We start from the raw sequence: 25393 nt of genomic DNA on the forward strand, positions 1-25393 counted from the left end.
GGGAAAAGACGGGCATTCTGCGTTTTCCGTGTTTCAACGCAGGCTCGCTTCGGTTATGGCTTTTGTCATGAACCGTAACTTCCTGTTTTTCATCTCTGCGATTGTTCTTGTTGTGCTTGCCGCTTGCGGCAAAGGGGACGACGAGACTGCTGCCACCACGAATGGCGGCGAGCAGGGCGCTGCTGCTGTATCGCAGCCTGCCAAACCGGCAGAAAGTGGAAGCACGGAGAAGGGCCCCGATCTGGTCAAGTCGCTCCGCGATAGTTCCGGTGTGGTGAGCCCGGAAGAGAAGGCAGCAGCCATTGAACGCGCACGGAACAATGCTGTCGCTGCGGCAAAATCTGTCGGTCAGACGGATCAGCAGGCACAGACGGCTGGAGAAGCAGCAGCCACGGCCGCACAGCGTTCCTTCGACGAACGCGAACCCCAGCAATAAGCGTTCGTTGCGGAACTCGGCAACAATCTAAGCCAATGTCCTGATATTCTTTCTAAATGTTTGTTTTTTAGACTTTCGCTCGCCTGGGCGGTTTTCAGTTCATTCGGAATTCTATAGAAAAGTCCCATGTCGATTTGGGTTCGCATTGGTGAGTTTGTCACTTACGTGGCGTCGAATGCCATTACTGGCGTTATCGAAGCCGTGCGCACCGTTTTCGAAGGTGACGCCGATACACGGCGCCGGGTGGCCTTCTCCATTGCGATGATCGCGCTTTCAGCCAAAATGGCCAAGGCCGACGGGGTCGTCACACAGGACGAAATCCGCGCCTTTCAGGACATATTCGCTGTGCCGAAGGAAGAGACGGCGCATGTCGCGCGGCTCTATGATCTCGCCAAGCAGGATGTCGCTGGCTATGAATCCTACGCGCGTCAGCTCGCCGGATTGTGCAGTGAAGGACAACCCGATTGCCATCTGCTTGAGGATATCCTCGATGGTCTTTTTCATATAGCCACCGCTGACGGCTATGTGCATGAAAAAGAGATGGCCTTCCTTGCAGGCGTTGCTGATATTTTCGGCTATGATGAAGTCGCTTTCGATCGTATCGCGATCCGGCATGTCCAGCGCGGTGCTGACGATCCTTATGCCATTCTGGGGCTGGAGCGCGGCGTTTCTTTCGAGATGGCCCGCAAGCGCTATCGTTCGCTGGTCAAGGAACATCATCCGGACCGGCTGGTGGCAGAGGGCTTGCCGCTTGAATTCATAACCATTGCCAACAGGCGTCTGGCAGCGATAAACGCTGCTTGGGCAAGCATTGAGAAGAATCTGGAGGCTGCATGAGCAGCGTGCGCGAAATCGAGAGCGAGTTGTTGCAGGAGCTGGCGCTTGACCGGCCCGATTTTGCCGGTGCAACGCTTGATCCGTCACCCAATTTCGGTCCGCGTCGCGACGGCAAGATGCCTGCCTTTCTCATTCTCCATTATACCGGTCTGGCGACTGCCGAAGAGGCCGTGCAGGTTCTTAAATCGCCAGATATGGAAGTTTCTGCGCATTACCTTGTCCATGAAGACGGGCGGATCGTGCAGATGGTTTCGGAAAAGGCCCGTGCCTGGCATGCGGGCAAGAGCTTCTGGAAGGGCGAAACGGACATCAATTCCGCTTCCATCGGCATCGAGATCGTCAATCCGGGTAATCTCGAAGACTATCCGCCGTTCAAGGATGCGCAGATCGAGGCGGTCATCCGCCTCTGTCGCGATATATGCGAGCGTTATGCCATCAAGCCGGAAAATGTTCTGGCCCATTCGGATGTTGCACCTTCGCGCAAGACAGACCCGGGCCATAACTTCCCCTGGAAGCGGCTCCACGAGGCGGGTATCGGCCACTATTTCGAGCCGACGTCGATCCGCGGCGGGCGGTTTCTGGCACGTGGCGAAAACGGCCAGCCGGTCGAGGCGTTGCAATCCATGCTGGCACTTTATGGCTACGAAATCGCCATCACTGGTGTCTTCGATGAAGGCACCGAGACTGTGATTAAGGCCTTTCAGCGACATTTTCGGACACAAAATGTGGACGGGGTGGCCGATGTATCTACTATAGATACCCTCTACAGGCTAATTTTTTCCCTGCAGAATGTTACCGCCTGACGAGATGCGGGCGGTTAATCTTTCTATCCAGCATTGATTCGTATTTCTGTAATGATTTCATAAAAATAGATCGACCCAGCCCGGTTGCAGAAGGGTTGTGACGAAGGTTTACGCCGCGTTTGCGTGAATCGCGAATGTTACAACCTGTAAGACTATTTTACTTTTACAACCAATCTTCGGCTGCATTTGCCCGGCACTTCATCGCTCAATCCCAGCGGACAAGGGCCTGGCAACCCATATCGGGCGGGATCAAAAAACAGGACTGTTTTTACCCAAGACAGACAGTCTGAGAAAAGAAACGTTCCAAGACGGTAGGTTATGAAAATTAAATTTGTTGTTGTTTGCGCCCTTGTTGGCGCGATGAGTTCGTTTGGCCTGAATCCAGCACTGAGTGCCCCTTCAACTGAACCGACCAACCTCGCCGCTCTCCTCAAGGCACGCCAGCAGAACAAGACTGCCGAGGCGGAAAAGCCAACCAAAGCGCCGAAGAAGGCATCGGTCGTCAGCCGCCGTGCGGCTCCGACTGCCAAGAATTCTACGGGCAAGGGTTCTGCTGCTAAGCGTTCGCAGTCGAAGGACACGACTGCCCGTAACGCCAAGAGCGGCGGCGCTTATTCGAGCATTATCAATCGTTACGCATCGACCTACGGCGTGCCTTCCGCACTTGCCCATGCGGTTGTGCGTCACGAAAGCAATTTCCAGCCGAATGTGCGTGGCAAGGCCGGTGAAATCGGCCTGATGCAGATCAAGCTCTCGACCGCACGTGGCCTCGGCTACACGGGTTCAGCCAAGGGTCTCTATGAGCCTTCCACGAACATCCAGTTCGGCATGAAGTATCTGGCCCAGGCGCAGAAGCTCGGCGGCGGCAGCACTTGCGGCACGATCCTGAAGTACAATGCCGGTCACGGTGCAAAGCGTATGAACCCGACCTCGGCGAAATATTGCAGCTCGGTCAAGGCCTATATGCGCGCTCTCTGATGCATTTTCAGGATGCGAATGCAGATTTACGTCGGCGGTCGCGTAGAGTACAGGCCGCCTGACGTGAACGGAAAGCCGACAGTGGAGACACTGTCGGCTTTTCTGTTTCCGGTGACTGCAGATTTTTTCCGGAATCCGGTTCCACTGTTCCGCTATCGTTGCTATATGCGCGCTGTCAGTCGGTCGGGCAGCCGCGCTTGTCATATGCCGAAAGGCGGCAGGTGAGGAAAGTCCGGGCTCCATGGAAACACGATGCCGGGTAACGCCCGGCGGGGGCGACCCCAGGGAAAGTGCCACAGAAAGCAGACCGCCCCGTCTTCCGTACCGTTGCGCAACGAAACGGCAGGGATGACGGGGTAAGGGTGAAAGGGTGGGGTAAGAGCCCACCGCGTCTGCAGCAATGCAGACGGCACGGTAAACCCCATCGGGAGCAAAACCGAATAGGGACGGCGCGCTGGCTCGCAAGGGCCGGCAATCAGTTTCCGGATCAGCCGTCCGGGTGGGTTGCACGAGGCGGGTGGCGACATCCGTCCCAGATGAATGGCTGCCACGTCGGGCGAAAGCCCGGCCATACAGAACCCGGCTTACAGACCGACTGACAATCTTCTCTAGAGCGGCTTCTATTTTAAAAGAAGCGTTGGAACCGCTCCAACTATTTGTTTTGTCGCATTGCCCTACGCAAAACCGTTTCATGTTTTTGCTGGAAATGCTCCTAATCGACTGCTTCAGCATTCAAACGCAAGAAACGGATAGTTGCGTTACCGCCGGGACTTTAATTGGGACCTCCACGAAATCACGGAGGTTCAGTATGTCCAGTTTGAAAGACAAGGTCGCAATCATCACCGGCGCATCGTCCGGAATAGGGCGAGCCGCTGCATTGCTCTTTGCGAGAGAAGGCGCAGCCCTTGTGCTGAATGCTCGCGGGCTTGCCGGTCTGGAACGTGTTGCGGAGGAGATCGCGGCGTTTGGCGGAAAGGCGCATTGTGTTGCGGGCGATGTCTCAGAAGCTGAAACGCATGAGGCACTTGCTACGGCAGCGAAGGATAAATTCGGCGGGCTTGATATAGCTGTCAACAATGCTGGCACTGTAGGCCCTATCGCGCCGCTTGCCGAAATCGTGCCCGATGATTGGGAAGGGGTGCTGGCGGGCAATCTGACCTCGGCATTTCTGGGAGCGAGATCGCAAATCCCGCTGATGATCGAAAGGGGCGGGGGCTCGATTGTCTTCACCTCGACGTTTGTCGGCACGAGCGTTGGCATTCCCGGTATGTCGGTTTACGGAACCTCGAAGGCAGCTCTCATGGGGATGGTCAAGGGCATAACCGCTGATTACGGTGCCCGTGGCATCCGGGCGAATGCGCTTCTGCCGGGCGGTGTTGATACGCCGATGGGCGGAGATGAAAAGCAGAAGGAATGGGCCGCAGGCCTGCATGCGATGAAGCGGATCGCCCAGCCTGAAGAAATTGCGCAGGCAGCGCTGTTTCTGGCAGGCCCGATGTCGAGTTTTGTCGCTGGTTCAGCGCTTTATGCCGACGGTGGCAACGCGGCAGTGAAGTAAAAGAAGGGGCGGCTCCGCGATACGGAGCCGCCCATTCCAAGAGCCTCGGGAGGGGCTTAAATTGGCACGCCGGACATGAAATCGTAAATCAGCTTCATGTTCAGGACGACGATGATCGCAGCTGTAATGGCGGCAAGAATCGTCACCCAGCGTGGAGCGACCAGCGATCCCATCTTCTTTTTCTCCGCCGTGAACATGACGAGTGGAATGATGGCAAAGGGCAGCTGAAGACTCAACACGACCTGAGACAGGATCAAAAGCTCGGTCGTTCCCTGCGAACCATACATGATCGTCACGACGGCAGCCGGAACGATGGCCACGAAGCGGGTGATCGCGCGGCGCAGCCACGGCTTCAGACGTATGTCGATGAAGCCTTCCATCACGATCTGACCGGCCATCGTCGCAGTGATGGTCGAGTTCAGGCCGCAACAGAGAAGCGCAATCGCAAAAAGTGTTGGTGCGAGGGCCGATCCCAATAGCGGGTTCAGAAGAGCATGGGCCTTGTCGAGATCTTCGACACCGGTATTGCCGGTGGCGTTGAAGCTTGCCGCAGCGAGGATCAGGATCGATGCATTGACCAGGAGTGCGAATGTCAGCGCAATGGTGGAATCCAGCGTCGCATAGCGTATGGCTTCGCGCTTTTCAGCGGTCGTGTGGCCGTAATCGCGTGTCTGGATGATGCCCGAATGTAGATAGAGATTATGCGGCATGACCGTGGCGCCGATGATACCAAGGGCGATATAGAGCATGTCCGGATTGCGGATGATGTCGGTCGTTGGCGCAAAGCCCTTGATGACCGCGCCCCATTGCGGCTGCGCCATCAGAATCTGAATAAGGAAGCAGAGCGCAATCACACCCAGAAGGGTGATGATGAGCGCCTCGACACGGCGAAATCCCTTGTTCTGGAGATAAAGAACCAGAAGCACATCGGCAGCAGTGATGATGACACCGATTTCTAACGGAATGCCGAAGAGCAGGTTGAGGCCGATGGCGGTGCCGATTACTTCCGCCAGATCGGTGGCACAGATTGCCAGTTCGGCCAGGAACCAGAGCGGCCATGCGAGCGCGCGCGGATAGGCATCGCGACAGGCTTGCGCCAGATCGCGGCCGGTTGCGACGGCAAGACGTGCGCAAAGCGCCTGCAGGAGCACGGCCATAAGATTGGACAGCAGCACAACGGATAGCAACGTATAGCCGAAGCGAGAGCCGCCAGCGAGCGAGGTGGCCCAATTGCCGGGGTCCATATAGCCAACGGCTACCAGATAACCGGGACCGAAGAAGGAAAGTGCGCGACGGAACTTTGAACCTGAACGATTGACTCGGATCGAGCGGTGGACATCGGACATGGATGCTTCGCCGCGATCACGTCGCCAGCCTTCAAATGTTACTTCGCCGGCGCCGGAGGGGCCTGCTCCATGGGGTGCCATACTCAATGCCTTGGGTGTTTATGCAGTTGCAAACTATTTGCATTAAATATGCCAATGATGGAAAGGCGTCAACCGGGGGTGGGGCATCACAAATCATAAGCTTGTGATGCATAGTGTGTGGGTCCATCGCATTTGGATTGAAGCAAATGTCCGTTTTCGGGCAACTGCTGAGCGCAAACCGCCTTCAAAAAATCCCTGTTGAAAATTATGGGGCTGGCACAGTTCTGTAGAAGTGCTGAGCCAAAGGATAACGCTTCATTAAGCTTAATATCCGATAACTGACGAACGGATCCGCCATGTCGCCACGTTGACGGCAAATGGGCGGAATCCGCAAGCAAAACACGAAAGCATGTTTCCTGAAGTTGGGAACCGATTTTGGAACAAAACATGCGTGAAAACAAAAGATTGAAGCGCGAGACGCTTTAAAAACGGGCCAAGTACCCGGGAAAGGATCGGAATGATGGCAAGCCTCGGCGGAGACAATTCTCAAGCCGAAGGGGCTGAAGTCCGTCACGTTCCGGTGCTGATCGCCGAAGTGATCGACGCCCTGAAGCCTGTATCTGGCGCAGTGATTGTCGATGGGACATTCGGTGCTGGCGGGTATACGCGTCGCATACTGGAAGCGGGAGCGGACGTGATCGCGATTGACCGCGATCCGACCGCAATCGAAGCCGGGCGGGCGATGGAAAAGCAGTTTCCGGGCCGGCTCGATCTGGTCGAGTCCCGGTTCTCTGCTCTTGATGAAGCAGTCTCGAAGGTTAAGGGAGCAGGCAGCAAGGTGGACGGCGTTGTGCTCGATATTGGCGTATCGTCGATGCAGATCGATGAGGCCGAGCGCGGCTTTTCCTTCCAGAAGGATGGTCCGCTCGACATGCGCATGTCAAAAAAAGGACCAAGCGCTGCCGATGTGGTGAACCGTCTCAAGACCGGTGATCTTGCCCGCATCTTCAATTTTCTGGGCGAAGAGCGCCATGCAGGCCGCATTGCACGCATGATCGACAAGCGCCGGACCGCACAGCCTTTCACGCGTACGCTCGATCTGGCCAATGCCATCGAAGCGCTGGTGGGTCGCAATCCGAAGGATCGCATCCATCCGGCGACGCGGGTGTTTCAGGCGCTGCGGGTCTATGTGAATGACGAGTTGGGCGAACTGGCGCGGGCGTTGCTTGCTGCCGAACGCATCCTGAAACCGGGCGGTCGGCTGGTTGTCGTGACCTTCCATTCGCTCGAAGACCGCATGGTGAAGCGCTATTTCGCTGACCGCGCTGGCGGTAGTGCCGGATCGCGTCATCTGCCGGAAACACATGTCCGTCTGCCGAGCTTTACACCTGCGGTCAAGGGCGCTGTTGGCCCGACCGCAGAGGAAGAAGAACGAAATCCACGTGCGCGCTCGGCGAAGCTGCGCGCTGGAATAAGGACGGAAAATCCGCCACTGGAAGACGATTTATCGCTTTTCGGACTGCCCAAACTGCCCGAGACGAACGAACTGGCCCGGAGTTGAACGAGTGCTGCGTACTTTCGACATCATCATGATAGCGGCGATGCTGGTGGCGGCGACCGTCACCTACACGATCAAATATGACGCGGAAAAGCAGATCGCGGTGATCGCCAAGCTGAAGCGACAGATCGACTCCGAGAAGGACACGATCACGCTCCTGCGCGCCGACTGGGCATTGATGACCCAGCCTGGTCGTCTGCAAAGTCTCGTTGGTGTCTACGAAAAGGAACTCAACCTCCAGCCGATCGAAGCCGAACAGCTTGTGCTGGGTGTCCACGAAATTCCGGAACGTCCGGTTGACGATATCCAGAAGATCATCTCCGGCAGCGATGAACTGCTTGCAAGTGGCGTGCTTGAAAAGGATGCCATCACGACCGGCAGCGTCAAGAAAAGCGGGGCGAGGCACTGATCATGCGGCTGAGACTTTTCAGAAAAAAGAATATGCAGGCGGATGACGGTGTTGAGCCGGTTGGCGATGAAAAGCTGGCCGGCAACATGGCGTTTGTCGGCTCGCGCAAAAAGCATGGCAACCGCGCCCGCAATCGTCTCTGGATGGCCATCGCCTGTTTTGTCGGCATCTATGGTGTGATGGGTGGCAAGCTCATCTATTTTGGTGTCATCGGCGGCGAAAATGAGGATAATGCAGGCCCGGCGGTTCACCAGCTCGCGTCGCGCCCGGATATTCTCGACCGTAACGGCGAAATCCTCGCGACCGACATCAAGACTGCTTCGCTCTATGCAGAGCCGCGCAAGATCGTAGATCCCGACGAAACCATCGAAATGCTGTCGACGGTGCTGCCCGATCTTGATTGGGAAGCGACATATAAGCGTTTGAAAAGTGGTGCCGGTTTCGTCTGGATCAAGCGAGGACTGACGCCCCGCCAGCAGAGCCAGATCATGGCGCTCGGCGTGCCGGGCATCGGCTTCCGTACGGAAAAGCGCCGCTTCTATCCGGGTGGCCCGACCGCGTCGCATATCCTCGGTCTCGTCAATGTCGACAATCAGGGCATTGCGGGCATGGAGAAATATATCGACAGTCAGGGGCTGACCGATCTGCGTTCCGTGGGGCTCGCAACCGGACAGTCGCTGGAGCCGGTGCGCCTCTCGATCGATATTCGTGTGCAGCACATCATGCGTGACGTACTCGTCAAGGCCATGGAACGCTACCGGGCAATTGCTGCCGGTGCTGTGGTGCTGAACGTCAAGACCGGCGAAGTGATCGCCATGGCATCGGTGCCGGATTTTGATCCGAACAACCCGGTCCATGCTTTGGACAAGGACCGCCTAAACCGCATGTCGGCGGGCACCTATGAAATGGGTTCGACCATCAAGAGCTTTACCACGGCGATGGCGCTCGATTCCGGTAAGTTCAACCTGCAGTCGAAACTCGATGCCAGCCGTCCGCTGGTGTTCGGTCGCCAGACGATCCGTGACTTCCACGGCAAGGGCCGCTGGCTGACGCTGCCGGAAGTCTTCATCTTCTCGTCCAATATTGGTTCAGGACGCGAGGCGGATGCCGTCGGCATTGAAGGGCATCGCGCATTCCTCAAGAAGATTGGCCTTCTTGACCGTATGCAGACGGAGTTGCCGGAAGTGGCGCGTCCCGTTGAGCCGCGTGTGTGGAAGAAGGTCCATTCGATGACCATTTCGTTCGGCCACGGCATGATGACGACGCCGTTGCAGACGGCGGTCGGTGCGGCTGCACTGATGAATGGCGGCAAGCTGATGGAGCCGACTTTCCTGATGCGCACGCAGGCTCAGGCTGATCAGGTGGCCAAGCAGGTCATTCATCCACAGGTTTCTGCGGATATGCGTTACCTCTATCGCCTCAACGCGACCGCTCAGGGCGGCTCCGGCAAGCGGGCCACTGTTCCGGGCTACCGCGTCGGCGGCAAGACCGGCACGGCGGAAAAGGTTGTGCATGGCCGCTACTCGAAGGACGTGCGTTTCAACGCGTTTCTGGCGTCATTTCCGATGGATGATCCGACCTATGTCGTGCTGACCATCATCGACGAACCGAAGCCGGAAGAAGGCAAGTTCAGCGCAACCGCAGGTCTCAACGCAGCACCGATGGTTTCGGAGATCATCCGCCGGTCTGCATCGTTCCTCGGCGTGAAGCCCGATTTCCAACTCGAAGCCCAGCCAGCAATGGTTAGCAATTTAAGCGGCAAGCCTGATTTTCAACAGGAAGTGCCGCCAGCAATGGTTTCCAACGAATACGACTGATTCGCATAAAGCAGCCCTTGCAGCGAAACGCGCACAACTGAATCTGGATTTGGTATGACCATGAAACTGAAGGAAATCGCTCTCTTTAAGGAACTGGCCTCCGGCGATGCCGGTGAGGTGGAGATCACCGGCGTCACGTCGGACTCCCGGAAGGTCAAACGCGGTTTTCTTTTCGCAGCGTTGAAAGGCGTGAAAGCAGACGGTGCGGCTTTTGTCGTCGATGCCGTCAAGCGCGGCGCCAGCGCCATCATCGCAGGCAAGGATACGGCTGTCGCTGACGCAGGCGTCCCGGTTCTTCATGTCGATGATCCCCGCCTTGCATTGGCAGTTGCTGCGGCGCAGTTCTATGGCAAGCAGCCACAAGTTATGGTTGCAGTTACAGGCACCAGCGGCAAGACTTCCGTCGCGTCCTTTACCCGGCAGATTTGGGCCTATGCCGGTTTTCCGGCGGCGAATATCGGCACGACCGGCGTGTTTTCGCCGACGCGCAGCGACTATAATTCGCTGACAACACCCGATCCGGTGGAGTTGCATCGTGTTCTGGCAGAGCTTGCCGATGAAGGCGTGACCCATGCGGCCATGGAAGCCTCATCGCATGGCCTTGATCAGCGTCGTCTTGATGGTGTCAAGCTCGCTGCCGGTGCGTTTACCAATCTCGGTCGTGACCATATGGATTATCACGCGACCATCGAGGAATATCTTGGCGCGAAGATGCGTCTCTTCAACATGCTTTTGCCGAAGGGTGCGCCAGCCATCATCTTCTCCGACGATCATTTCTCGGCGCAGGCCATCGAGGCGGCGACGCTTGCCGGATGCGACGTGAAGACGGTCGGACGAAAAGGCAATTTCATTGCTCTCAAGCGGCTCGAGCACGAGCGTTTCCGCCAGCATGTCGAAGTGCGCATCGGCGACGAGATTTTTGAGATCGAATTGCCGCTCGCAGGGGATTTTCAGGTTGCGAACGCGCTGGTTGCCGCAGGGCTTGCCATGGTTACGGGCGTTCCGGCTGCGGCTGCAATGCGTGCCTTGGCGCTCCTCAAAGGTGCGCCGGGACGGCTCGATCTCGTCGGTGCGACGGAAGATGGCGCTCCAGCCTATGTCGATTACGCCCATAAGCCTGAGGCGTTGGAAAATGTTCTGACTTCGGTGCGTCCGTTCACGACGGGCCGGGTGATCGTGGTCTTCGGTTGCGGCGGCGACCGCGACAAGGGAAAGCGTCCGATCATGGGCGAAATCGCCTCGCGACTGGCGGATGTGGCAATCGTCACGGACGACAATCCGCGCTCGGAGGTTCCAGCCCAAATCCGCTCGGAAATCATGGCAGCAGCGCCGGGCGCAACCGAAATTGGTGATCGTCGAGAGGCTATCTTTACCGCTGTATCCATGATGCAGGCGGGCGATACGCTGGTCGTTGCAGGCAAGGGGCATGAAGAGGGCCAGATTGTCGGCAGCATTACCTTGCCGTTCTCTGATCATGCGGAAGTTGCAGCAGCACTTGCTGCCCGCCTTGAGGAGCGCTCGGAATGAGTGACTGGCTCTGGACATCCAACGATATGGTTGAAGCCATGGAAGGCAGGCCCTTTGGCAACCTTCCCAGCGGCATAACCGGCATCTCAATCGACAGCCGTTCGCTGAAACCGGGCGAGGCTTTTTTCGCCATCAGGGGCGAACAGTTCGACGGGCATGATTTCGTAACCAGCGCCATGGCCGCTGGTGCGGGTCTTCTTGTGGTGGCCGAGCATCGTCTGCCCGCATTCGGCAATTCCAAAGTACCGATGATCGTGGTCGAGGATGTGCTTGAGGCCCTGACCAAGCTTGGCATTGCCTCGCGGGCACGCTCGAAGGCGCAGATCATCGCGGTGACTGGTTCGGTTGGCAAGACGACGACCAAGGAAGCCCTGCGCCATGTGCTTTCGGAAGTCGGCAAGGTCCATGCTTCTGTGGCGTCGTTCAACAATCATTGGGGTGTGCCGCTGACGCTTGCGCGCATGCCTGCCGATACGGATTACGGCGTTTTCGAAATCGGCATGAACCATCACGACGAAATTCGTCCGCTGGTGAAGATGGTGCGCCCGCATGTGGCGCTGATCACGCTGATTGCACCGGCACATCTTGGTCATTTCGCCAATCTGGAAGAAATCGCCGTTGCTAAGGCGGAGATTTTCGAAGGCATAGTTCCCGGCGGCTATGCGCTTCTCAATCGTGATGACAAGCGCTTCAAACAGCTGGAAGAACTGGCCGAAAAGGCCGGTGTCGAACACATTGCCACATTCGGCGAGAACGCCCGGTCCGACTATCGTCTGCGCGAAGTGAAGCTGCACCCAACCTGCTCTTGCATGACGGTCAAAATCGGAACGCATGAAGCAGCCGTGAAGGTTGGTATGCCGGGCCGTCATATTGTGCAGAACATGCTCGCCGTTCTTGGGGCCGCTGATCTGGTCGGAGCTGATATCGCCAAGGTGATGATGGCCATGGCGACGCTTTCTGCCGAAGGCGGTCGCGGCGCGCGCCATGTGCTTCAGCATCCTGAAGGAACCTTCACGCTGATCGACGAGAGCTACAACGCCAATCCGACCTCGATGCGCGCAGCCCTGTCGCTGTTGCATTCGACCACACCGGAAGGTTCGCGTGGCCGTCGCATCGCGGTTTTAGGCGACATGCTGGAGCTTGGCCGTCAGTCGGGCAAACTTCATGCCGATCTCGCGCGCCCGATCGTGGATGCTGAAGTGAATACGCTTTTTATCGGTGGACCGGACATGTCGGCGCTGAAAAATGCCTTGCCGGTTGAAATTCAGACCGAGTACAGGCAAAGCACCGACGAATTGTTGCCGCTGGTGATCAAGGCGGTCCGTCCGGGCGATGTCATCATGGTGAAATCGTCGAAGGGGATCGGCTTTTCCAAAATCGTCAAGACGTTGATTAGCCAGTTTCCGCCGGTGGAACCCGCGGAGTAAGCGGTATTTGAGGGATTTTTCTCTACATGTTGATGCTTCTCACCTTCTTCGCCGAACATATGACACCGCTCAATGTGTTCCGCTACATTACCTTCCGTACCGGCGGCGCGATGATTACATCGGCGCTGATCGTGTTCCTGTTCGGCCCGTCGATCATCAACTCGCTTCGGGTGCGTCAGGGGAAAGGCCAGCCGATCCGCGCTGACGGTCCGCAGACCCATTTCAAGAAGGCCGGTACACCCACCATGGGCGGCCTCATGATCATGACCGGTATTCTTGTGTCATGCCTGCTCTGGGCCAATCTGGCCAGCGTCTATGTCTGGGTCGTTCTGCTGGTTACGGTGGGTTTCGGCGCCATCGGCTTCTATGATGATTATCTCAAGGTGACGAAGCAGTCCGACAAGGGTTTTTCCGGCAAGGCGCGTCTTGGCATCGAATTCCTGATCGCCGCTATTGCCGCTTTCGTCATCATGCGGGCAGGGCAGGAGCCGTTCTCGTCGTCGCTGACATTCCCGTTTGCCAAGCAGTTCGTCGTCAATCTGAGCTGGTTCTTCATTCCGTTTGCAGCCTTCGTCATGGTGGGCGCAGGCAATGCCGTAAACCTGACAGATGGTCTCGACGGGCTTGCAATCGTACCGGTCATGGTGGCCGCAGCGTCTTTCGGCTTCATTGCCTATCTTTCCGGCAACGCGATCTTCGCCGACTATCTGCAGATTCATTTCGTGCCGGGCACAGGTGAACTTGCTGTGGTTCTTGGCGCTGTTATTGGCGCGGGCCTCGGCTTCCTGTGGTTCAATGCGCCTCCCGCCGCTATCTTCATGGGCGATACGGGTTCGCTGGCGCTGGGTGGTATGCTGGGCACTGTTGCGGTTGCAACGAAGCATGAAATCGTTCTCGCCATCATCGGTGGTCTGTTCGTCGTCGAAGCGCTTTCCGTCATCATTCAGGTTGGCTCCTTCAAGCTGACCGGCAAGCGCGTCTTCCTCATGGCGCCTATCCACCACCATTTTGAAAAGAAGGGCTGGACCGAGAGCCAGGTCGTGATCCGGTTCTGGATCGTTGCGATCATTCTCGCGATGATCGGCCTTTCCACCCTGAAGCTCAGATAACAGGCATATCGAATGATCCCGATCACCGCCCTCAAGGATAAGACAGTCGCCCTTTTCGGACTGGGCGGGTCGGGTATCGCGACCGCCAAGGCCATTCTTGCGGGCGGCGCAAAGATCATTGCCTGGGATGACAATCCCGACAGCGTTGCCCGTGCCCAGAGCGCGGGCATTGCCACAGGCGATTTGCGGCAGGCTGACTGGACGCAATTTGCGGCTTTCGTGCTTTCGCCGGGCGTTCCGCTGACCCATCCAAAGCCACACTGGACTGTCGATCTGGCTCATGCCGCAGGTGTCGAAATCATCGGTGATGTGGAGCTGTTTGTCCGCGAGCGCAATCACATTGCTCCCGATTGCCCGTTCATCGCCATCACCGGCACCAACGGCAAATCGACGACGACCGCTTTGATCGCCCATATCATCAAGGCTTCCGGTCGGGATATGCAGCTTGGCGGCAATATCGGCACCGCAATCCTGACGCTGGAGCCGCCGCAGGCAAATCGCTTCTATGTGGTCGAATGTTCATCCTATCAGATCGATTTGGCGCCATCGCTGAACCCGACGGCGGGCATTCTGCTCAATCTGACACCGGATCATCTCGACCGTCATGGCTCAATGGAAAACTATGCCGCGATCAAGGAACGTCTGGTGGCGGCGAGCGACACGGCAATTGTCGGCGTTGATGATGATTATTGCGAAGCCATTGCGGACCGGCTTTATCGCGATGGTGTACACGTCGTGCGAATTTCCAAGGAAAGGCACCTTGGCAAAGGCTATTTCGCTGACGGCGCAAAGCTGCTCTGGTCGCAGGACGGGGAAATTGACGAAATCGCTTCCCTGGAAGGTATCGGTTCGCTGCGCGGTGCGCACAATGCGCAGAACGCGCTTGCGGCTGTCGTCGCCTGCCTGTCAGTGGGCTTAAGCCTTGAAGAAATCGATGCGGGATTGAAGAGCTTTCCCGGTCTGGCCCACCGCATGGAGCAGGTTGGGCATCGCGGGAAAGTCCTGTTCGTCAACGATTCCAAGGCAACCAATGCGGAAGCAACGGCTCCGGCGTTGTCCTCCTTCCCGCAGAACATCTACTGGATTGCAGGTGGTGTGCCGAAAGCTGGCGGGATTACCTCGCTGGCCGGGTTCTTCCCGCGAATTGCCAAGGCCTATCTGATCGGCGAAGCCGCAGCGCAGTTTGCGGCAACGCTTGGCGATGGGGCGCCATTTGAGATTTCTGACACGCTTGCAGTTGCCGTCGAACATGCGGCTCGCGATGCCGGTAACGATGCTGCTCCCGAACCGGTTGTGCTGTTGTCGCCCGCTTGCGCGAGCTTCGATCAGTTCCAGAATTTTGAAAAACGCGGCGATGCATTCCGCAGCGCTGTTCTGGCGCTTCCGGGCGTCGAGCCGATAGGAGGGAAAAGCTGATGGTAAGCCGTGTCGATCGCGGTCCTGTCGCCAATTGGTGGTGGACAATAGACCGCTTCTTCCTCGCTGCATGTCTTGCTCTAATGGGGCTTGGCATTCTGCTGTCATTCGCCGCAAGTCCTGCCGTGGCCCAGCGTATCGGGCTCGACGGGTTCCACTTTGTCGAGCGCCAGATTTTCTTCATGCTGCCGGCAGTTGGCGTCATGATCGGCGTGTCGTTTCTGTCGCCGCGCCAGATCAGGCGATTTGCTTTGATCCTGCTCGGCATTTCGCTTGTATTGATGGTTGCCGCACTGTTCTTCGGTATCGAAGTGAAAGGTGCGCGGCGCTGGGTCAATCTGGCAGGGATCTCTATCCAGCCGTCAGAATTCATGAAGCCTGCATTCGTGGTGGTTTGCGCCTGGCTGTTCTCGGAGCGTGAACGCGGTGGCGAAATGCCCGGCAATTTTCTTGCCATGCTGCTGTTCGGCACCGTTGCTGCTTTGCTCGTCCTCCAGCCTGACCTTGGCCAGACAATGCTGACCACAGGCACATGGGGTGCCATGTTCTTCCTCGCCGGTCTGCCGATGTTCTGGATTCTGGTCCTGGGTGGTCTTGCTGTTTGCGGCGGCGTTTCAGCCTATTTCATGTTCGATCACGTGGCCGGGCGTATCAACCGGTTCATGACAGGCGAGGGCGACACGTTCCAGGTCGATGCCGGACGCGAAGCAATCCTGCGCGGCGGCTGGTTCGGACAAGGTCCGGGCGAAGGTACCATCAAGCGCATCATCCCGGACAGCCATACCGATTTCATTTTCTCGGTTGCGGCAGAAGAATACGGCATCGTTCTGTGCATGATCATCATGCTGCTTTTCGCATTCATCGTCGTGCGCGGCCTTTCGATTGCGTTGCGCGAGCGTGATCCGTTCACTCGTCTGGCTGTCTCGGGGATTGTCATTCTGTTCGGCTTCCAGTCGATCATCAACATGGCTGTGAACCTGCATCTCATGCCTGCAAAGGGAATGACCCTGCCGTTCATCTCCTATGGCGGTTCCTCGCTCATTGCCATCGCCATCACGATGGGCATCCTTCTGGCTCTGACGCGCCGCCGTCCGGAAGCCCGTATGACCCATACGGTCGGTAGCGGTGTCGATATGGGCAAACGCATTCCTGCGCTGTGAGGGGCTGATGGTAAAAGGCGTAATCGTACTGGCCGCCGGTGGAACGGGCGGTCATCTTTTTCCGGCGGAAGCGCTGGCGCATGAACTGAAGGCGCGTGGTTGGGACGTCCATCTGGCGACCGATGCGCGCGCGCAGCGTTTCGCGGGTGACTTCGCGGAAGATCATGTTCATGTCATTCGTTCGGCAACAATTGCAGGCCGCAACCCGATAGCGCTCCTGAAGACGTTCTGGTCACTATGGCAGGGCAATCTCGATTCCCGTAAATTGTTCCGCAGGCTGAAGCCCAAACTCGTTGCGGGCTTTGGTGGCTATCCGACGCTGCCGCCGCTTTATGCTGCAAGCAATATGGGTATCCCGACGATGGTGCATGAGCAGAATGCCGTCATGGGTCGCGCCAATAAGGGGCTGGCCGGGCGCGTGAAGGCGATTGCCGGTGGTTTCTTGCCTGAGACCGGTGGAACCCATGCCGAAAAGACGGCTACGACCGGCAATCCGGTGCGTCCACCAGTTCTGACTGCAGCCGGAACGCCCTACAAACCGGTCAAGGCGGATGAACGTTTCCGCCTGCTGGTTTTTGGCGGTAGCCAGGGCGCTCAGTTCTTTTCGACTGCCATTCCCGCTGCCGTGGCTTTGCTGCCAGAGAACGACCGAGCGCGGCTGCTGATCACCCAGCAGGCCCGCAAGGAAGACGAAGCCGCTGTACGCGAAGCTTACAAGAAACTTGGTGTTCCCGCTGACGTTGCGCCGTTTTTCAACGATATGCCAGCACGCATGGCGGATGCCCAGTTCGTGATTTCGCGGTCCGGTGCTTCGACCGTTTCTGAGATCACCGTGATCGGTCGTCCGGCGATGTTGGTGCCGTTTCCGCACGCGCTCGATCATGATCAGGCAGCGAATGCAGCAGCGCTCGCGGCTGTCGGCGGTGGCGAGGTTGTTCGCCAGTCGGAATTGTCGCCAGAACGCCTTGCCGAGATACTCCAGGCTGCGATGAATGAGCCACAGCGCCTCGAAGCACAAGCAAAAGCTGCAAAAAGCGTTGGTAAGCCGGATGCAGCGCAGTTGCTTGCTGATCTGGCAGAGGCTATTGCAGCAGGTAAATCTGTTCAGGAATTCAAAAAAGGAACTCGGCCATGAAAATGCCGCTGAATATCGGGCTTGTCCATTTCATCGGAATTGGCGGCATCGGCATGAGCGGTATTGCCGAAGTGCTGCATAATCTCGGCTACAAGGTACAGGGCTCTGACCAGTCCGACAGCGCCAATGTGCAGCGCCTGCGTGAAAAAGGCATTGAGGTCTTTGTCGGCCACAAGGCTGAAAATATCGGTGATGCCGAAGTTGTTGTCGTTTCGACGGCGATCAAGAAAAACAATCCCGAGCTGGTTGCTGCACGCGAAAAGCTGCTGCCTATCGTGCGCCGCGCCGAAATGCTGGCCGAGTTGATGCGCTTCCGTCATGCGGTTGCGATTGGCGGTACGCATGGTAAGACCACCACGACCTCAATGGTCGCCGCATTGCTTGATGCCGGGCATCTTGATCCGACCGTCATCAATGGCGGTATCATCAATGCTTACGGTACCAATGCCCGTATGGGCGATGGCGATTGGATGGTGGTGGAAGCCGACGAAAGCGACGGCACGTTCCTCAAACTGCCAGCCGATATCGCGGTAGTCACCAATATCGATCCGGAACATCTCGATCATTACGGCAATTTCGATGCCGTGCGTGCGGCTTTCGCGCAGTTTGTCGAGAATGTGCCGTTCTATGGCTTTGGTGTGATGTGCCTTGACCATCCCGAAGTGCAGGCTCTGGTGAGCCGCATCGAAGACCGCCGTATTGTGACTTATGGCCAAAACCCGCAGGCTGATGTGCGTTTTGTCAATCACCGCATGGATGGTGCTGCGAGTCTGTTCGATGTCGTGATCCGTTCGCGCAAGGGCGAGGCAGCCGAGATCAAGGATCTGCGTCTGCCGATGCCGGGGCAGCACAACGTATCCAATGCGACGGCGGCAATCGCCGTTGCGCATGAGCTGGGTATCGCGGCCGACGATATTCGTCGTGGTCTTGGTTCGTTCGGCGGTGTGAAACGTCGCTTTACCCATACAGGCACGTGGAACGGCGTCGAGATATTCGATGATTATGGCCATCACCCGGTTGAAATCCGCGCCGTGCTGAAAGCTGCACGTGAAGCCACAAAAGGTCGTGTGGTCGCCATTGTGCAGCCCCACCGCTATACGCGTCTGGCAAGCCTCTTTGATGAATTCGCGGCATGTTTCAACGATGCCGATACGGTTATCGTAGCGCCGGTCTATACGGCTGGCGAAGACCCTATCGAAGGCATCAATTCCGAGGCGCTCGTATCGCGCATCAAAACCGCAGGTCATCGCGATGCACGCTATGCCAGCGGGCCAGAAGCACTGGCACCGTTGGTTGCTTCGATAGCGGAGCCGGGCGACTTCGTGGTCTGCCTCGGCGCAGGCAATATTACGCAGTGGGCATATGCGCTGCCGAAAGAACTGGCTGAACAGGGTAAGAAGTAAGATGGAAAGCGGCGAGACGCTTCTGAAGAAGCTCGACGGCAAATTGTCGGGCTTGCGTGGTCGGCTGACGCCCGATGCCGGCATGGACAAGATCACCTGGTTCCGCGCTGGCGGACCGGCACAGGTTCTGTTTCAGCCTGCCGATGAAGAAGACCTCTCCTCATTTCTGAAGGTTGTGCCGGAAGAGATACCGATTCTCGTGGTTGGCATCGGCTCCAATCTGCTCGTGCGCGATGGCGGTGTTCCAGGCTTTGTCGTGCGGCTTTCCGCAAAAGGCTTCGGCGAAGTCGATCAGGTTTCTGAGACGCAGCTGCGGGCAGGCGCGGCGACGCCTGACAAGCGCGTGGCCGCAGCGGCGCTGGAAGCGGGGCTGGCTGGCTTCCACTTCTACCATGGCATACCCGGCGGCATGGGCGGGGCTTTGCGCATGAATGCAGGCGCCAACGGCGTGGAAACGCGCGAGCGCGTCGTGGAGGTTCGCGCCCTTGATCGCAAGGGTGATGTGCATGTGCTTTCCAATGCGGATATGGGCTACGCCTATCGGCATTCCTCAGCATCGCCGGATCTGATTTTTACCTCTGTCTTGTTCGAGGGAACTCCCGGCGAGCATGAAGCGATCAAACAAGCCATGGACGAGGTGCAGCATCATCGCGAGACGGTGCAGCCTGTACGCGAAAAGACAGGTGGCTCGACCTTCAAGAATCCGGAAGGCACATCGGCCTGGAAGGAAATCGACAAGGCAGGTTGCCGCGGTTTGCGCGTCGGCGGCGCGCAGATGTCCGAAATGCACTGCAATTTTATGATCAATACAGGCACCGCAACGGGGCTCGATCTGGAGACTTTGGGCGAAACGGTTCGCGCCAGAGTTTTTGAAAATTCGGGTATTCGCCTTCATTGGGAAATCAAACGTCTCGGTTTGTTCCGCGAGGGCGAGGCGGTAGAAGAGTTTCTTGGAAAATTTTGATAAAAAAGTTGCCCGGATTTTCTACCTGATATTCCGGGCTTTTTTGCCTTCACAAGCGACGCGTAAGGTTCGTCCCTTTCTATAGGGTCTTGTCACGGAATCAATCCTCTGATTCTTTAGGGTTAACCACACAGTGATTTGATTCGGCAGGATTTTCCTGCCGCGGGTGCCTGCGGCCTTCGCTGCTGGGTTGCTTGGATTCTGTTTAATTGATGCGCAGGGGATTGCGCAGAGGGGATGCTAACATGACGGGAAAGCACGTCGCCGTTTTGATGGGCGGTTTCTCTTCGGAGCGCCCGGTCAGTTTGTCCTCTGGAACGGCTTGCGCTGCGACCCTTGAAGAGCGCGGCTATCGCGTGACGCGTATTGATGTGGATCGCAATGTTGCCAGCGTTCTTGCCGAACTGAAGCCTGACGTTGCGTTCAATGCGCTGCATGGCCCTTTCGGTGAGGATGGCGCTATTCAGGGCGTTCTCGAATATCTCCAGATTCCCTACACGCATTCGGGCGTGCTCGCATCGGCGCTCGCCATGGACAAGGACCGCGCCAAGAAGGTTGCGGCTGCTGCCGGTGTTGCTGTTGCTTCCTCGCTTCTGCTCAACCGTTTTGAGATCGGCACTGAGCATCCGATGGAGCCGCCTTACGTGGTCAAGCCGGTTCGCGAAGGTTCGAGCTTTGGCGTCGTGATCGTCAAGGAAGATCAGGCGCATCCGCCGCAAATCATCAGTTCGGCTGAGTGGAACTACGGTGCCGAGGTTCTGGTCGAAAAATACATTCCCGGCCGGGAATTGACCTGTGCCGTGATGGGTGATCGCGTCATGGACGTGTGTGAGATCATTCCGGTAGGCCATCAGTTCTACGATTATGATTCAAAATATGTTGCAGGCGCGTCATCTCACGTGTGTCCGGCAAAAATTTTACCAAATATTTACCAAAAAATACAAACAATGGCCCTTACGGCGCATCGGGCAATCGGGTGTCGGGGCGTAAGCCGGTCAGACTTCCGTTTCGACGATCGTTTCTCTGATGATGGCGAAGTTATCTGGCTGGAAATCAATACCCAGCCGGGGATGACTCCTACCTCGCTCGTGCCTGATATCGCCAAAGCGGCTGGTATCTCTTTCGGTGAATTGTTGAGTTGGATGGTGGAGGACGCGTCTTGTTTGCGTTGAACGGAAAATCGGACGGATATGGGCGCTCGGGCTCGATGCGGGATGCATCGGGAACGACGGGTGCTGCTTTTGTCCTGCCGCGTTTCCTACGCAAGCCGTTTCGCTTTGCTGCTCGCCTTTTCCAAGGCAATGTAAATATTCCACGCCATGCTGGCACTGTCGGCATGCTGGGTTTCCTTGGTGCTACCGGCCTTTATGGCATGGCGGTTGGCGGTCACACGCCGGAGGTGGTCAAGGCGACTGCTTCCACACTCGGTTTTGCAATTGAGGATATAAAGGTCGTCGGCAACCACGAGACGTCCGATATCGATATTCTGGGTCAGCTCGATCTCGATGGCGAGACATCTCTCGTTGGTCTGAGCGCTGAAGAAGCGCGCCAATCCATCGACAAGCTGCCATGGGTTGAAAGCGCAGAAGTTCGCAAGGTTTATCCTGGTACGGTTCTTGTCTCGTTGCATGAACGCAAGGCGTTCGCCATCTGGCAAAACGACAAGGATCTGGCGCTGATCGACGCCGCCGGCGATACCATCGTTCCGTTCCGTCCGGGCCGTTACAATTCGTTGCCGCTCGTCGTGGGTGATGGCGCGGAAAAGAAGGTCAAGGGCTTCGTTGATGAAATCGCTGCCTATCCGGGTCTGGCCGGAAAGGTTCGCGCCTACATCCGTGTCGGCGACCGTCGCTGGGACCTGCTTCTGGATAATGGCGTGCGCATCATGCTGCCGGAAACCGATCCGCTGAAGGCGCTCGCGCAGGTCGAGAAGCTCGATCAGGATCAGCACCTTCTGTCGCGCGATATCGCTGCGGTCGATCTTCGTCTCGATGATCGCGTGACTGTTCAATTGACTGCAAGTGGCATGGAGCAGCGCCAGAAGTTTCTGGCAGAGCGTAAAAAAGAACTATCCCGCACGGGGAAGCGCGTATGAGTATTCTGGGCGGCAAGGGATCATCACAAGGCGGAGCTGCAGGGCGCAAGGTGCGCCTGTTAACGGTTCTGGATGTCGGATCGAGCAAGGTTTCCTGCGTCATCGCACGGTTGCGTCCGCATGAAGGCGGCGCACTGCTGCCGGGCCGCACGCACCGTATGGAAGTGCTGGGCATCGGCCATCAGCGTTCGCGGGGCGTCAAGTCGGGCGTCATCATTGATTTGGATGCGGCAGAGCAGTCGATCCGCCTTGCGGTTGATGCAGCTGAGCGCATGGCTGGTCTGACCGTCGATAGCCTGATCGTCAATATTTCAGCCGGTCGCCTCAAGAGCGAAACCTTCACGGCCAGCGTCAATCTGGGCGGCCATGAAGTCGAGCAGACCGATATTCGTCGTGTTCTGGCTGCCGGTGCCAAGCAGGCGCTCGCAGCCGAGCGTCACCTCGTTCATTCGCTGCCGGTTGGCTACACACTCGATGGCGAACGCGGTATTCGCGATCCGCTCGGCATGCTGGGCGACAGCCTTGGCGTCGATATGCATGTGCTGACTGCCGATGCAGCGCCACTGCGCAATCTGGAGCTTTGCATCAATCGCTGCCATTTGTCGGTGGAAGCCATCGTTGCAACGCCTTATGCCAGCGGTCTTGCCGCTCTGGTCGGCGACGAAGCTGAAATGGGCGCGGCCTGCATCGATATGGGCGGCGGCACGACGACGATTTCCGTCTTCTCCGAAGGCAAGTTTATTCACGCCGATGCAGTGGCCATCGGCGGTAATCACGTGACGATGGATGTGGCTCGCGGCTTTTCCACTCGGATGGAAGATGCCGAACGCCTGAAGGTCATGTATGGCTCCGCTCTGCCGAGCGCTGCCGATGACCGCGATCTCATCTCCGTTCCGCCCATCGGCGACGATGAGCGTGATGTACCCAATCAATATCCGCGCTCGGTGCTGACGCGGATTATCCGTGCAAGAGTGGAAGAGACACTGGAACTGGTGCGCGACAGGCTTAACCAGTCAGGTCTTGGACATATTGTCGGCAAGCGTGTGGTTCTGACCGGCGGCGCAAGCCAGCTGCCAGGAATGCCAGAGGCAGCCAGGCGAATCCTTGCAAGAAATGTACGAATCGGGCGTCCTCTAGGAATAGCGGGATTGCCTGAGGCGGCTAAGGGGGCAGCTTTTGCCGCGACCGTTGGACTTCTGATTTACCCGCAGGTGGCCGGGATAGAAGAGCGGTCGGTGAAAGCGGCTTCCTCCGGTCTCATGACCGGTACGGGTGGGCGCATTCAACGTGTCAGCCAATGGCTGAAAGAGAGTTTCTGAGTAGTAAGTATTGTGTAAGCTGTTGAAATAGCGTGTTGAATTATTGGGGCGTGACCATCTGGGTAACAACCAATCCACACCGCGGCGGCGAAGCGGTGGTAAGGCTTAAGAGGAACAAGGACCTATGACTATCAATCTGCAAAAGCCGGATATCACCGAGCTGAAGCCCCGCATCACCGTATTCGGTGTCGGCGGCGGCGGCGGCAATGCGGTCAACAACATGATCAATGCCGGTCTGCGCGGCGTGGATTTTGTCGTGGCCAACACCGACGCTCAGGCTTTGACGATGTCGAAGTCCGAACGCATGATCCAGCTCGGCGCTGCCGTTACAGAGGGTCTTGGTGCTGGTTCCCAGCCAGAAGTTGGCCGTGCGGCTGCTGAAGAGTGTATCGACGAAATCGTCGATCACCTGAATGGCACGCATATGTGCTTCGTGACCGCCGGCATGGGCGGCGGCACCGGCACCGGCGCTGCTCCGGTCGTGGCGCGCGCTGCCCGTGAACGGGGCATCCTCACCGTTGGCGTCGTGACCAAGCCTTTCCATTTCGAAGGCGCCCGCCGCATGAAGACTGCCGATCTCGGCATCGAAGAACTGCAGAAGAACGTCGATACGCTTATCGTCATTCCGAACCAGAACCTCTTCCGCATCGCCAACGACAAGACCACCTTCGCCGATGCTTTCGCAATGGCTGACCAGGTGCTTTATTCGGGCGTTGCCTGCATCACCGACCTGATGGTCAAGGAAGGCCTCATCAATCTCGACTTCGCCGACGTTCGTTCGGTGATGCGCGAAATGGGCAAGGCTATGATGGGTACGGGCGAAGCTTCCGGCGAAGGCCGTGCAATGGCTGCTGCCGAAGCTGCAATCGCTAACCCGCTGCTTGACGAAACCTCGATGCGCGGCGCGAAGGGCCTCCTGATCTCGATCACCGGTGGTCGCGACATGACCCTGTTCGAAGTCGACGAAGCTGCTACGCGTATTCGCGAAGAAGTCGATCCGGATGCGAATATCATCCTTGGCGCAACCTTCGACGAAGGCCTCGAAGGCGTCATCCGCGTTTCTGTCGTCGCTACCGGTATCGATAAGCAGTTAGGAGACGCGGCGCCTGCGCCGCTGGAATTTCGCCAGCCGGTAAAGCAGACTGCACAGGCGAAGCCAATGGCTCCGCATGGCGCACTTCGTCCTCCGGTTGTTGAACAGCCGCGTCAGGTCGATCCGATTGCCCAGGCGATCCAGTCTGCCGAAGCTGAAATCCCAGCCGCACCGGCAGCTCCTGCGGCTTCTGCTGAGCCGGAATTCCGCCCGCAGAGTCGCATTTTCCAGGCTCCGGCACCGGAGTCCTTCGAACGCGCTCCGGTTGCCCGTGCACCGATGCCGCAGGCACCGGCAGGTCATCAGGCAGCACAGCCACAGGCCTACCAGCAGCCGCAGATGCATGAACAGCCGGTTCGTGAACCGCGTCCTGCTCCGCGCATGCCTGCCGTTTCGGATTTCCCGCCGGTTGCACAAGCTGAAATCAATGCCCGTCGTGCTCCGCAGCAGCCTGCACAGGAAGAGCCGCGCGGCCCGATGAGCCTCCTGAAGCGCCTGACTCATGGTCTGTCGCGTCGTGAGGAAGATCAGCCTGCAGCCCGTCTGGAACCGGCTCAGCATCGTGAACCTGGCATGCGTCCGGCTGAACGTCGCGCTCCGCAGCAGGACACGTCCATCTACGCACCGCGTCGCGGCCAGCTTGATGATCAGGGTCGTCCGCAGCCGCGCGCAGCTTCGGAAGAAGATCAGCTCGAAATCCCGGCCTTCCTGCGCCGTCAGTCGAACTGAGCCATTTCGGTGAGTGAATAGGAAAGCCGCGGGTAACCCCCGCGGCTTTTTCGTTTCAGTAAACAAAATCAAAACATTCGTAAGAAAGCGTGATTTTGTTCAAGTCACGCAAATTATTATTTTAATTGTAACGGAGTATGGTCCGGGCAGCACGAGTTGGTGAACCCTCTGTATTTCCTGTCGCAATTTTAGCTATATCTATCCATATAGACGCAAAGAATTGCGAAATGGGCTGTGTTGAAATTCCGTTTAA

The 25393-nt window shown here is 57.5% G+C and carries 20 protein-coding genes, 1 other RNA gene and 1 pseudogene; 21 read left to right on the plus strand and 1 reads right to left on the minus strand.

Annotated elements, in window-relative coordinates:
• The first annotated feature begins 17 nt into the window (after positions 1 to 17).
• The 6 genes and pseudogenes from AAE521_RS11825 (at position 18) to AAE521_RS11850 (ending at position 4612) form a co-directional block, all read left to right on the plus strand.
• Positions 18 to 436 (plus strand): annotated as a pseudogene (locus tag AAE521_RS11825) (hypothetical protein).
• Between the two features lie 126 nt (positions 437 to 562).
• A complete protein-coding gene (locus AAE521_RS11830) occupies positions 563 to 1273 on the plus strand; it encodes a J domain-containing protein (RefSeq protein WP_010659715.1) in 711 nt (236 codons plus the stop codon).
• Positions 1270 to 2076 carry an N-acetylmuramoyl-L-alanine amidase gene (locus AAE521_RS11835; protein WP_342061396.1) on the plus strand — a complete coding sequence of 269 codons (807 nt, stop codon included), beginning with the start codon at positions 1270 to 1272 and terminating at the stop codon, positions 2074 to 2076. Before AAE521_RS11830 ends, AAE521_RS11835 begins: the two co-directional genes overlap by 4 nt.
• A gap of 318 nt (positions 2077 to 2394) precedes the next feature.
• Positions 2395 to 3054, plus strand: a complete 660-nt coding sequence (locus AAE521_RS11840; RefSeq protein WP_010659717.1) for a lytic transglycosylase domain-containing protein — start codon at positions 2395 to 2397, stop codon at positions 3052 to 3054.
• 175 nt (positions 3055 to 3229) lie between these two features.
• Positions 3230 to 3657, plus strand: an RNA gene (gene rnpB / locus AAE521_RS11845) — RNase P RNA component class A.
• A 205-nt stretch (positions 3658 to 3862) separates the two neighbouring features.
• Entirely contained in the window at positions 3863 to 4612 is a 750-nt protein-coding gene (locus AAE521_RS11850; RefSeq protein WP_342061397.1) for an SDR family oxidoreductase, read from the plus strand.
• 56 nt (positions 4613 to 4668) lie between these two features.
• Here AAE521_RS11850 and AAE521_RS11855 read toward each other — a convergent pair whose 3' ends face one another.
• Positions 4669 to 6039: an Nramp family divalent metal transporter gene (locus AAE521_RS11855; protein WP_342061398.1), complete on the minus strand. Its 1371-nt coding sequence runs from the start codon at positions 6037 to 6039 to the stop codon at positions 4669 to 4671.
• Positions 6040 to 6496: 457 nt separating this feature from the next.
• On the opposite strand from AAE521_RS11855, the gene rsmH reads away from it, so the two are divergent.
• From rsmH to ftsZ, 15 genes are all read left to right on the plus strand, one after another.
• Entirely contained in the window at positions 6497 to 7540 is a 1044-nt protein-coding gene (gene rsmH, locus AAE521_RS11860; protein WP_342061399.1) for a 16S rRNA (cytosine(1402)-N(4))-methyltransferase RsmH, read from the plus strand.
• A 4-nt stretch (positions 7541 to 7544) separates the two neighbouring features.
• A complete protein-coding gene (ftsL, locus tag AAE521_RS11865; RefSeq protein WP_010659722.1) occupies positions 7545 to 7946 on the plus strand; it encodes a cell division protein FtsL in 402 nt (133 codons plus the stop codon).
• Positions 7947 to 7948: 2 nt separating this feature from the next.
• Positions 7949 to 9763, plus strand: a complete 1815-nt coding sequence (locus AAE521_RS11870) for a peptidoglycan D,D-transpeptidase FtsI family protein (protein WP_151664949.1) — start codon at positions 7949 to 7951, stop codon at positions 9761 to 9763.
• A 54-nt stretch (positions 9764 to 9817) separates the two neighbouring features.
• Positions 9818 to 11290 (plus strand): UDP-N-acetylmuramoyl-L-alanyl-D-glutamate--2,6-diaminopimelate ligase, encoded by a 1473-nt coding sequence (locus AAE521_RS11875; protein WP_342061400.1) that lies wholly within the window; start codon positions 9818 to 9820, stop codon positions 11288 to 11290.
• Positions 11287 to 12717 (plus strand): UDP-N-acetylmuramoylalanyl-D-glutamyl-2,6-diaminopimelate--D-alanyl-D-alanine ligase, encoded by a 1431-nt coding sequence (locus AAE521_RS11880; protein ID WP_342061401.1) that lies wholly within the window; start codon positions 11287 to 11289, stop codon positions 12715 to 12717. Before AAE521_RS11875 ends, AAE521_RS11880 begins: the two co-directional genes overlap by 4 nt.
• A 26-nt stretch (positions 12718 to 12743) precedes the next feature.
• Positions 12744 to 13826, plus strand: a complete 1083-nt coding sequence (gene mraY, locus AAE521_RS11885) for a phospho-N-acetylmuramoyl-pentapeptide-transferase (protein ID WP_010659726.1) — start codon at positions 12744 to 12746, stop codon at positions 13824 to 13826.
• Positions 13827 to 13838: 12 nt separating this feature from the next.
• Positions 13839 to 15242 (plus strand): UDP-N-acetylmuramoyl-L-alanine--D-glutamate ligase, encoded by a 1404-nt coding sequence (gene murD / locus AAE521_RS11890; RefSeq protein WP_342061402.1) that lies wholly within the window; start codon positions 13839 to 13841, stop codon positions 15240 to 15242.
• Positions 15242 to 16402, plus strand: a complete 1161-nt coding sequence (gene ftsW / locus AAE521_RS11895) for a putative lipid II flippase FtsW (RefSeq protein ID WP_010659728.1) — start codon at positions 15242 to 15244, stop codon at positions 16400 to 16402. The genes murD and ftsW overlap by 1 nt, the downstream gene beginning before the upstream one ends.
• 7 nt (positions 16403 to 16409) lie before the next feature.
• A complete protein-coding gene (gene murG, locus AAE521_RS11900; RefSeq protein ID WP_342061403.1) occupies positions 16410 to 17537 on the plus strand; it encodes an undecaprenyldiphospho-muramoylpentapeptide beta-N-acetylglucosaminyltransferase in 1128 nt (375 codons plus the stop codon).
• Complete coding sequence (murC, locus tag AAE521_RS11905; RefSeq protein WP_342061404.1) at positions 17534 to 18940, plus strand: UDP-N-acetylmuramate--L-alanine ligase; 1407 nt, start codon at positions 17534 to 17536, stop codon at positions 18938 to 18940. The genes murG and murC overlap by 4 nt, the downstream gene beginning before the upstream one ends.
• 1 nt (position 18941) lies before the next feature.
• A complete protein-coding gene (gene murB / locus AAE521_RS11910; RefSeq protein WP_342061405.1) occupies positions 18942 to 19904 on the plus strand; it encodes a UDP-N-acetylmuramate dehydrogenase in 963 nt (320 codons plus the stop codon).
• A 245-nt stretch (positions 19905 to 20149) separates the two neighbouring features.
• On the plus strand, positions 20150 to 21076 hold the full coding sequence (locus AAE521_RS11915; RefSeq protein WP_010659732.1) for a D-alanine--D-alanine ligase: 927 nt from the start codon (positions 20150 to 20152) through the stop codon (positions 21074 to 21076).
• Entirely contained in the window at positions 21064 to 21999 is a 936-nt protein-coding gene (locus AAE521_RS11920) for a cell division protein FtsQ/DivIB (RefSeq protein WP_071630027.1), read from the plus strand. The genes AAE521_RS11915 and AAE521_RS11920 overlap by 13 nt, the downstream gene beginning before the upstream one ends.
• The gene (ftsA, locus tag AAE521_RS11925; protein WP_012091753.1) at positions 21996 to 23318 is read left to right on the plus strand and encodes a cell division protein FtsA; all 1323 of its coding nucleotides are present in this window, start codon (positions 21996 to 21998) and stop codon (positions 23316 to 23318) included. Before AAE521_RS11920 ends, ftsA begins: the two co-directional genes overlap by 4 nt.
• A gap of 124 nt (positions 23319 to 23442) precedes the next feature.
• The gene (gene ftsZ, locus AAE521_RS11930; RefSeq protein WP_010659735.1) at positions 23443 to 25140 is read left to right on the plus strand and encodes a cell division protein FtsZ; all 1698 of its coding nucleotides are present in this window, start codon (positions 23443 to 23445) and stop codon (positions 25138 to 25140) included.
• Positions 25141 to 25393 lie beyond the last annotated feature (253 nt).

The organism is Brucella cytisi, from assembly GCF_038433355.1.
Taxonomy (GTDB): Bacteria; Pseudomonadota; Alphaproteobacteria; order Rhizobiales; family Rhizobiaceae; genus Brucella; species Brucella cytisi.

Excerpts from the sequence above, each read along its gene's own strand:
- murD (WP_342061402.1), top strand. The coding sequence starts at position 13,839 with ATGATCCCGATCACCGCCCTCAAGGATAAGACAGTCGCCCTTTTCGGA.
- AAE521_RS11875 (WP_342061400.1), top strand. The coding sequence starts at position 9,818 with ATGACCATGAAACTGAAGGAAATCGCTCTCTTTAAGGAACTGGCCTCC.
- AAE521_RS11835 (WP_342061396.1), top strand. The coding sequence starts at position 1,270 with ATGAGCAGCGTGCGCGAAATCGAGAGCGAGTTGTTGCAGGAGCTGGCG.
- AAE521_RS11870 (WP_151664949.1), top strand. The coding sequence starts at position 7,949 with ATGCGGCTGAGACTTTTCAGAAAAAAGAATATGCAGGCGGATGACGGT.
- murC (WP_342061404.1), top strand. The coding sequence starts at position 17,534 with ATGAAAATGCCGCTGAATATCGGGCTTGTCCATTTCATCGGAATTGGC.
- AAE521_RS11880 (WP_342061401.1), top strand. The coding sequence starts at position 11,287 with ATGAGTGACTGGCTCTGGACATCCAACGATATGGTTGAAGCCATGGAA.
- AAE521_RS11850 (WP_342061397.1), top strand. The coding sequence starts at position 3,863 with ATGTCCAGTTTGAAAGACAAGGTCGCAATCATCACCGGCGCATCGTCC.
- AAE521_RS11855 (WP_342061398.1), bottom strand. The coding sequence starts at position 6,039 with ATGGCACCCCATGGAGCAGGCCCCTCCGGCGCCGGCGAAGTAACATTT.
- rsmH (WP_342061399.1), top strand. The coding sequence starts at position 6,497 with ATGATGGCAAGCCTCGGCGGAGACAATTCTCAAGCCGAAGGGGCTGAA.
- ftsZ (WP_010659735.1), top strand. The coding sequence starts at position 23,443 with ATGACTATCAATCTGCAAAAGCCGGATATCACCGAGCTGAAGCCCCGC.
- murG (WP_342061403.1), top strand. The coding sequence starts at position 16,410 with ATGGTAAAAGGCGTAATCGTACTGGCCGCCGGTGGAACGGGCGGTCAT.
- AAE521_RS11840 (WP_010659717.1), top strand. The coding sequence starts at position 2,395 with ATGAAAATTAAATTTGTTGTTGTTTGCGCCCTTGTTGGCGCGATGAGT.
- AAE521_RS11915 (WP_010659732.1), top strand. The coding sequence starts at position 20,150 with ATGACGGGAAAGCACGTCGCCGTTTTGATGGGCGGTTTCTCTTCGGAG.
- ftsA (WP_012091753.1), top strand. The coding sequence starts at position 21,996 with ATGAGTATTCTGGGCGGCAAGGGATCATCACAAGGCGGAGCTGCAGGG.
- ftsW (WP_010659728.1), top strand. The coding sequence starts at position 15,242 with ATGGTAAGCCGTGTCGATCGCGGTCCTGTCGCCAATTGGTGGTGGACA.
- mraY (WP_010659726.1), top strand. The coding sequence starts at position 12,744 with ATGTTGATGCTTCTCACCTTCTTCGCCGAACATATGACACCGCTCAAT.
- murB (WP_342061405.1), top strand. The coding sequence starts at position 18,942 with ATGGAAAGCGGCGAGACGCTTCTGAAGAAGCTCGACGGCAAATTGTCG.
- AAE521_RS11830 (WP_010659715.1), top strand. The coding sequence starts at position 563 with ATGTCGATTTGGGTTCGCATTGGTGAGTTTGTCACTTACGTGGCGTCG.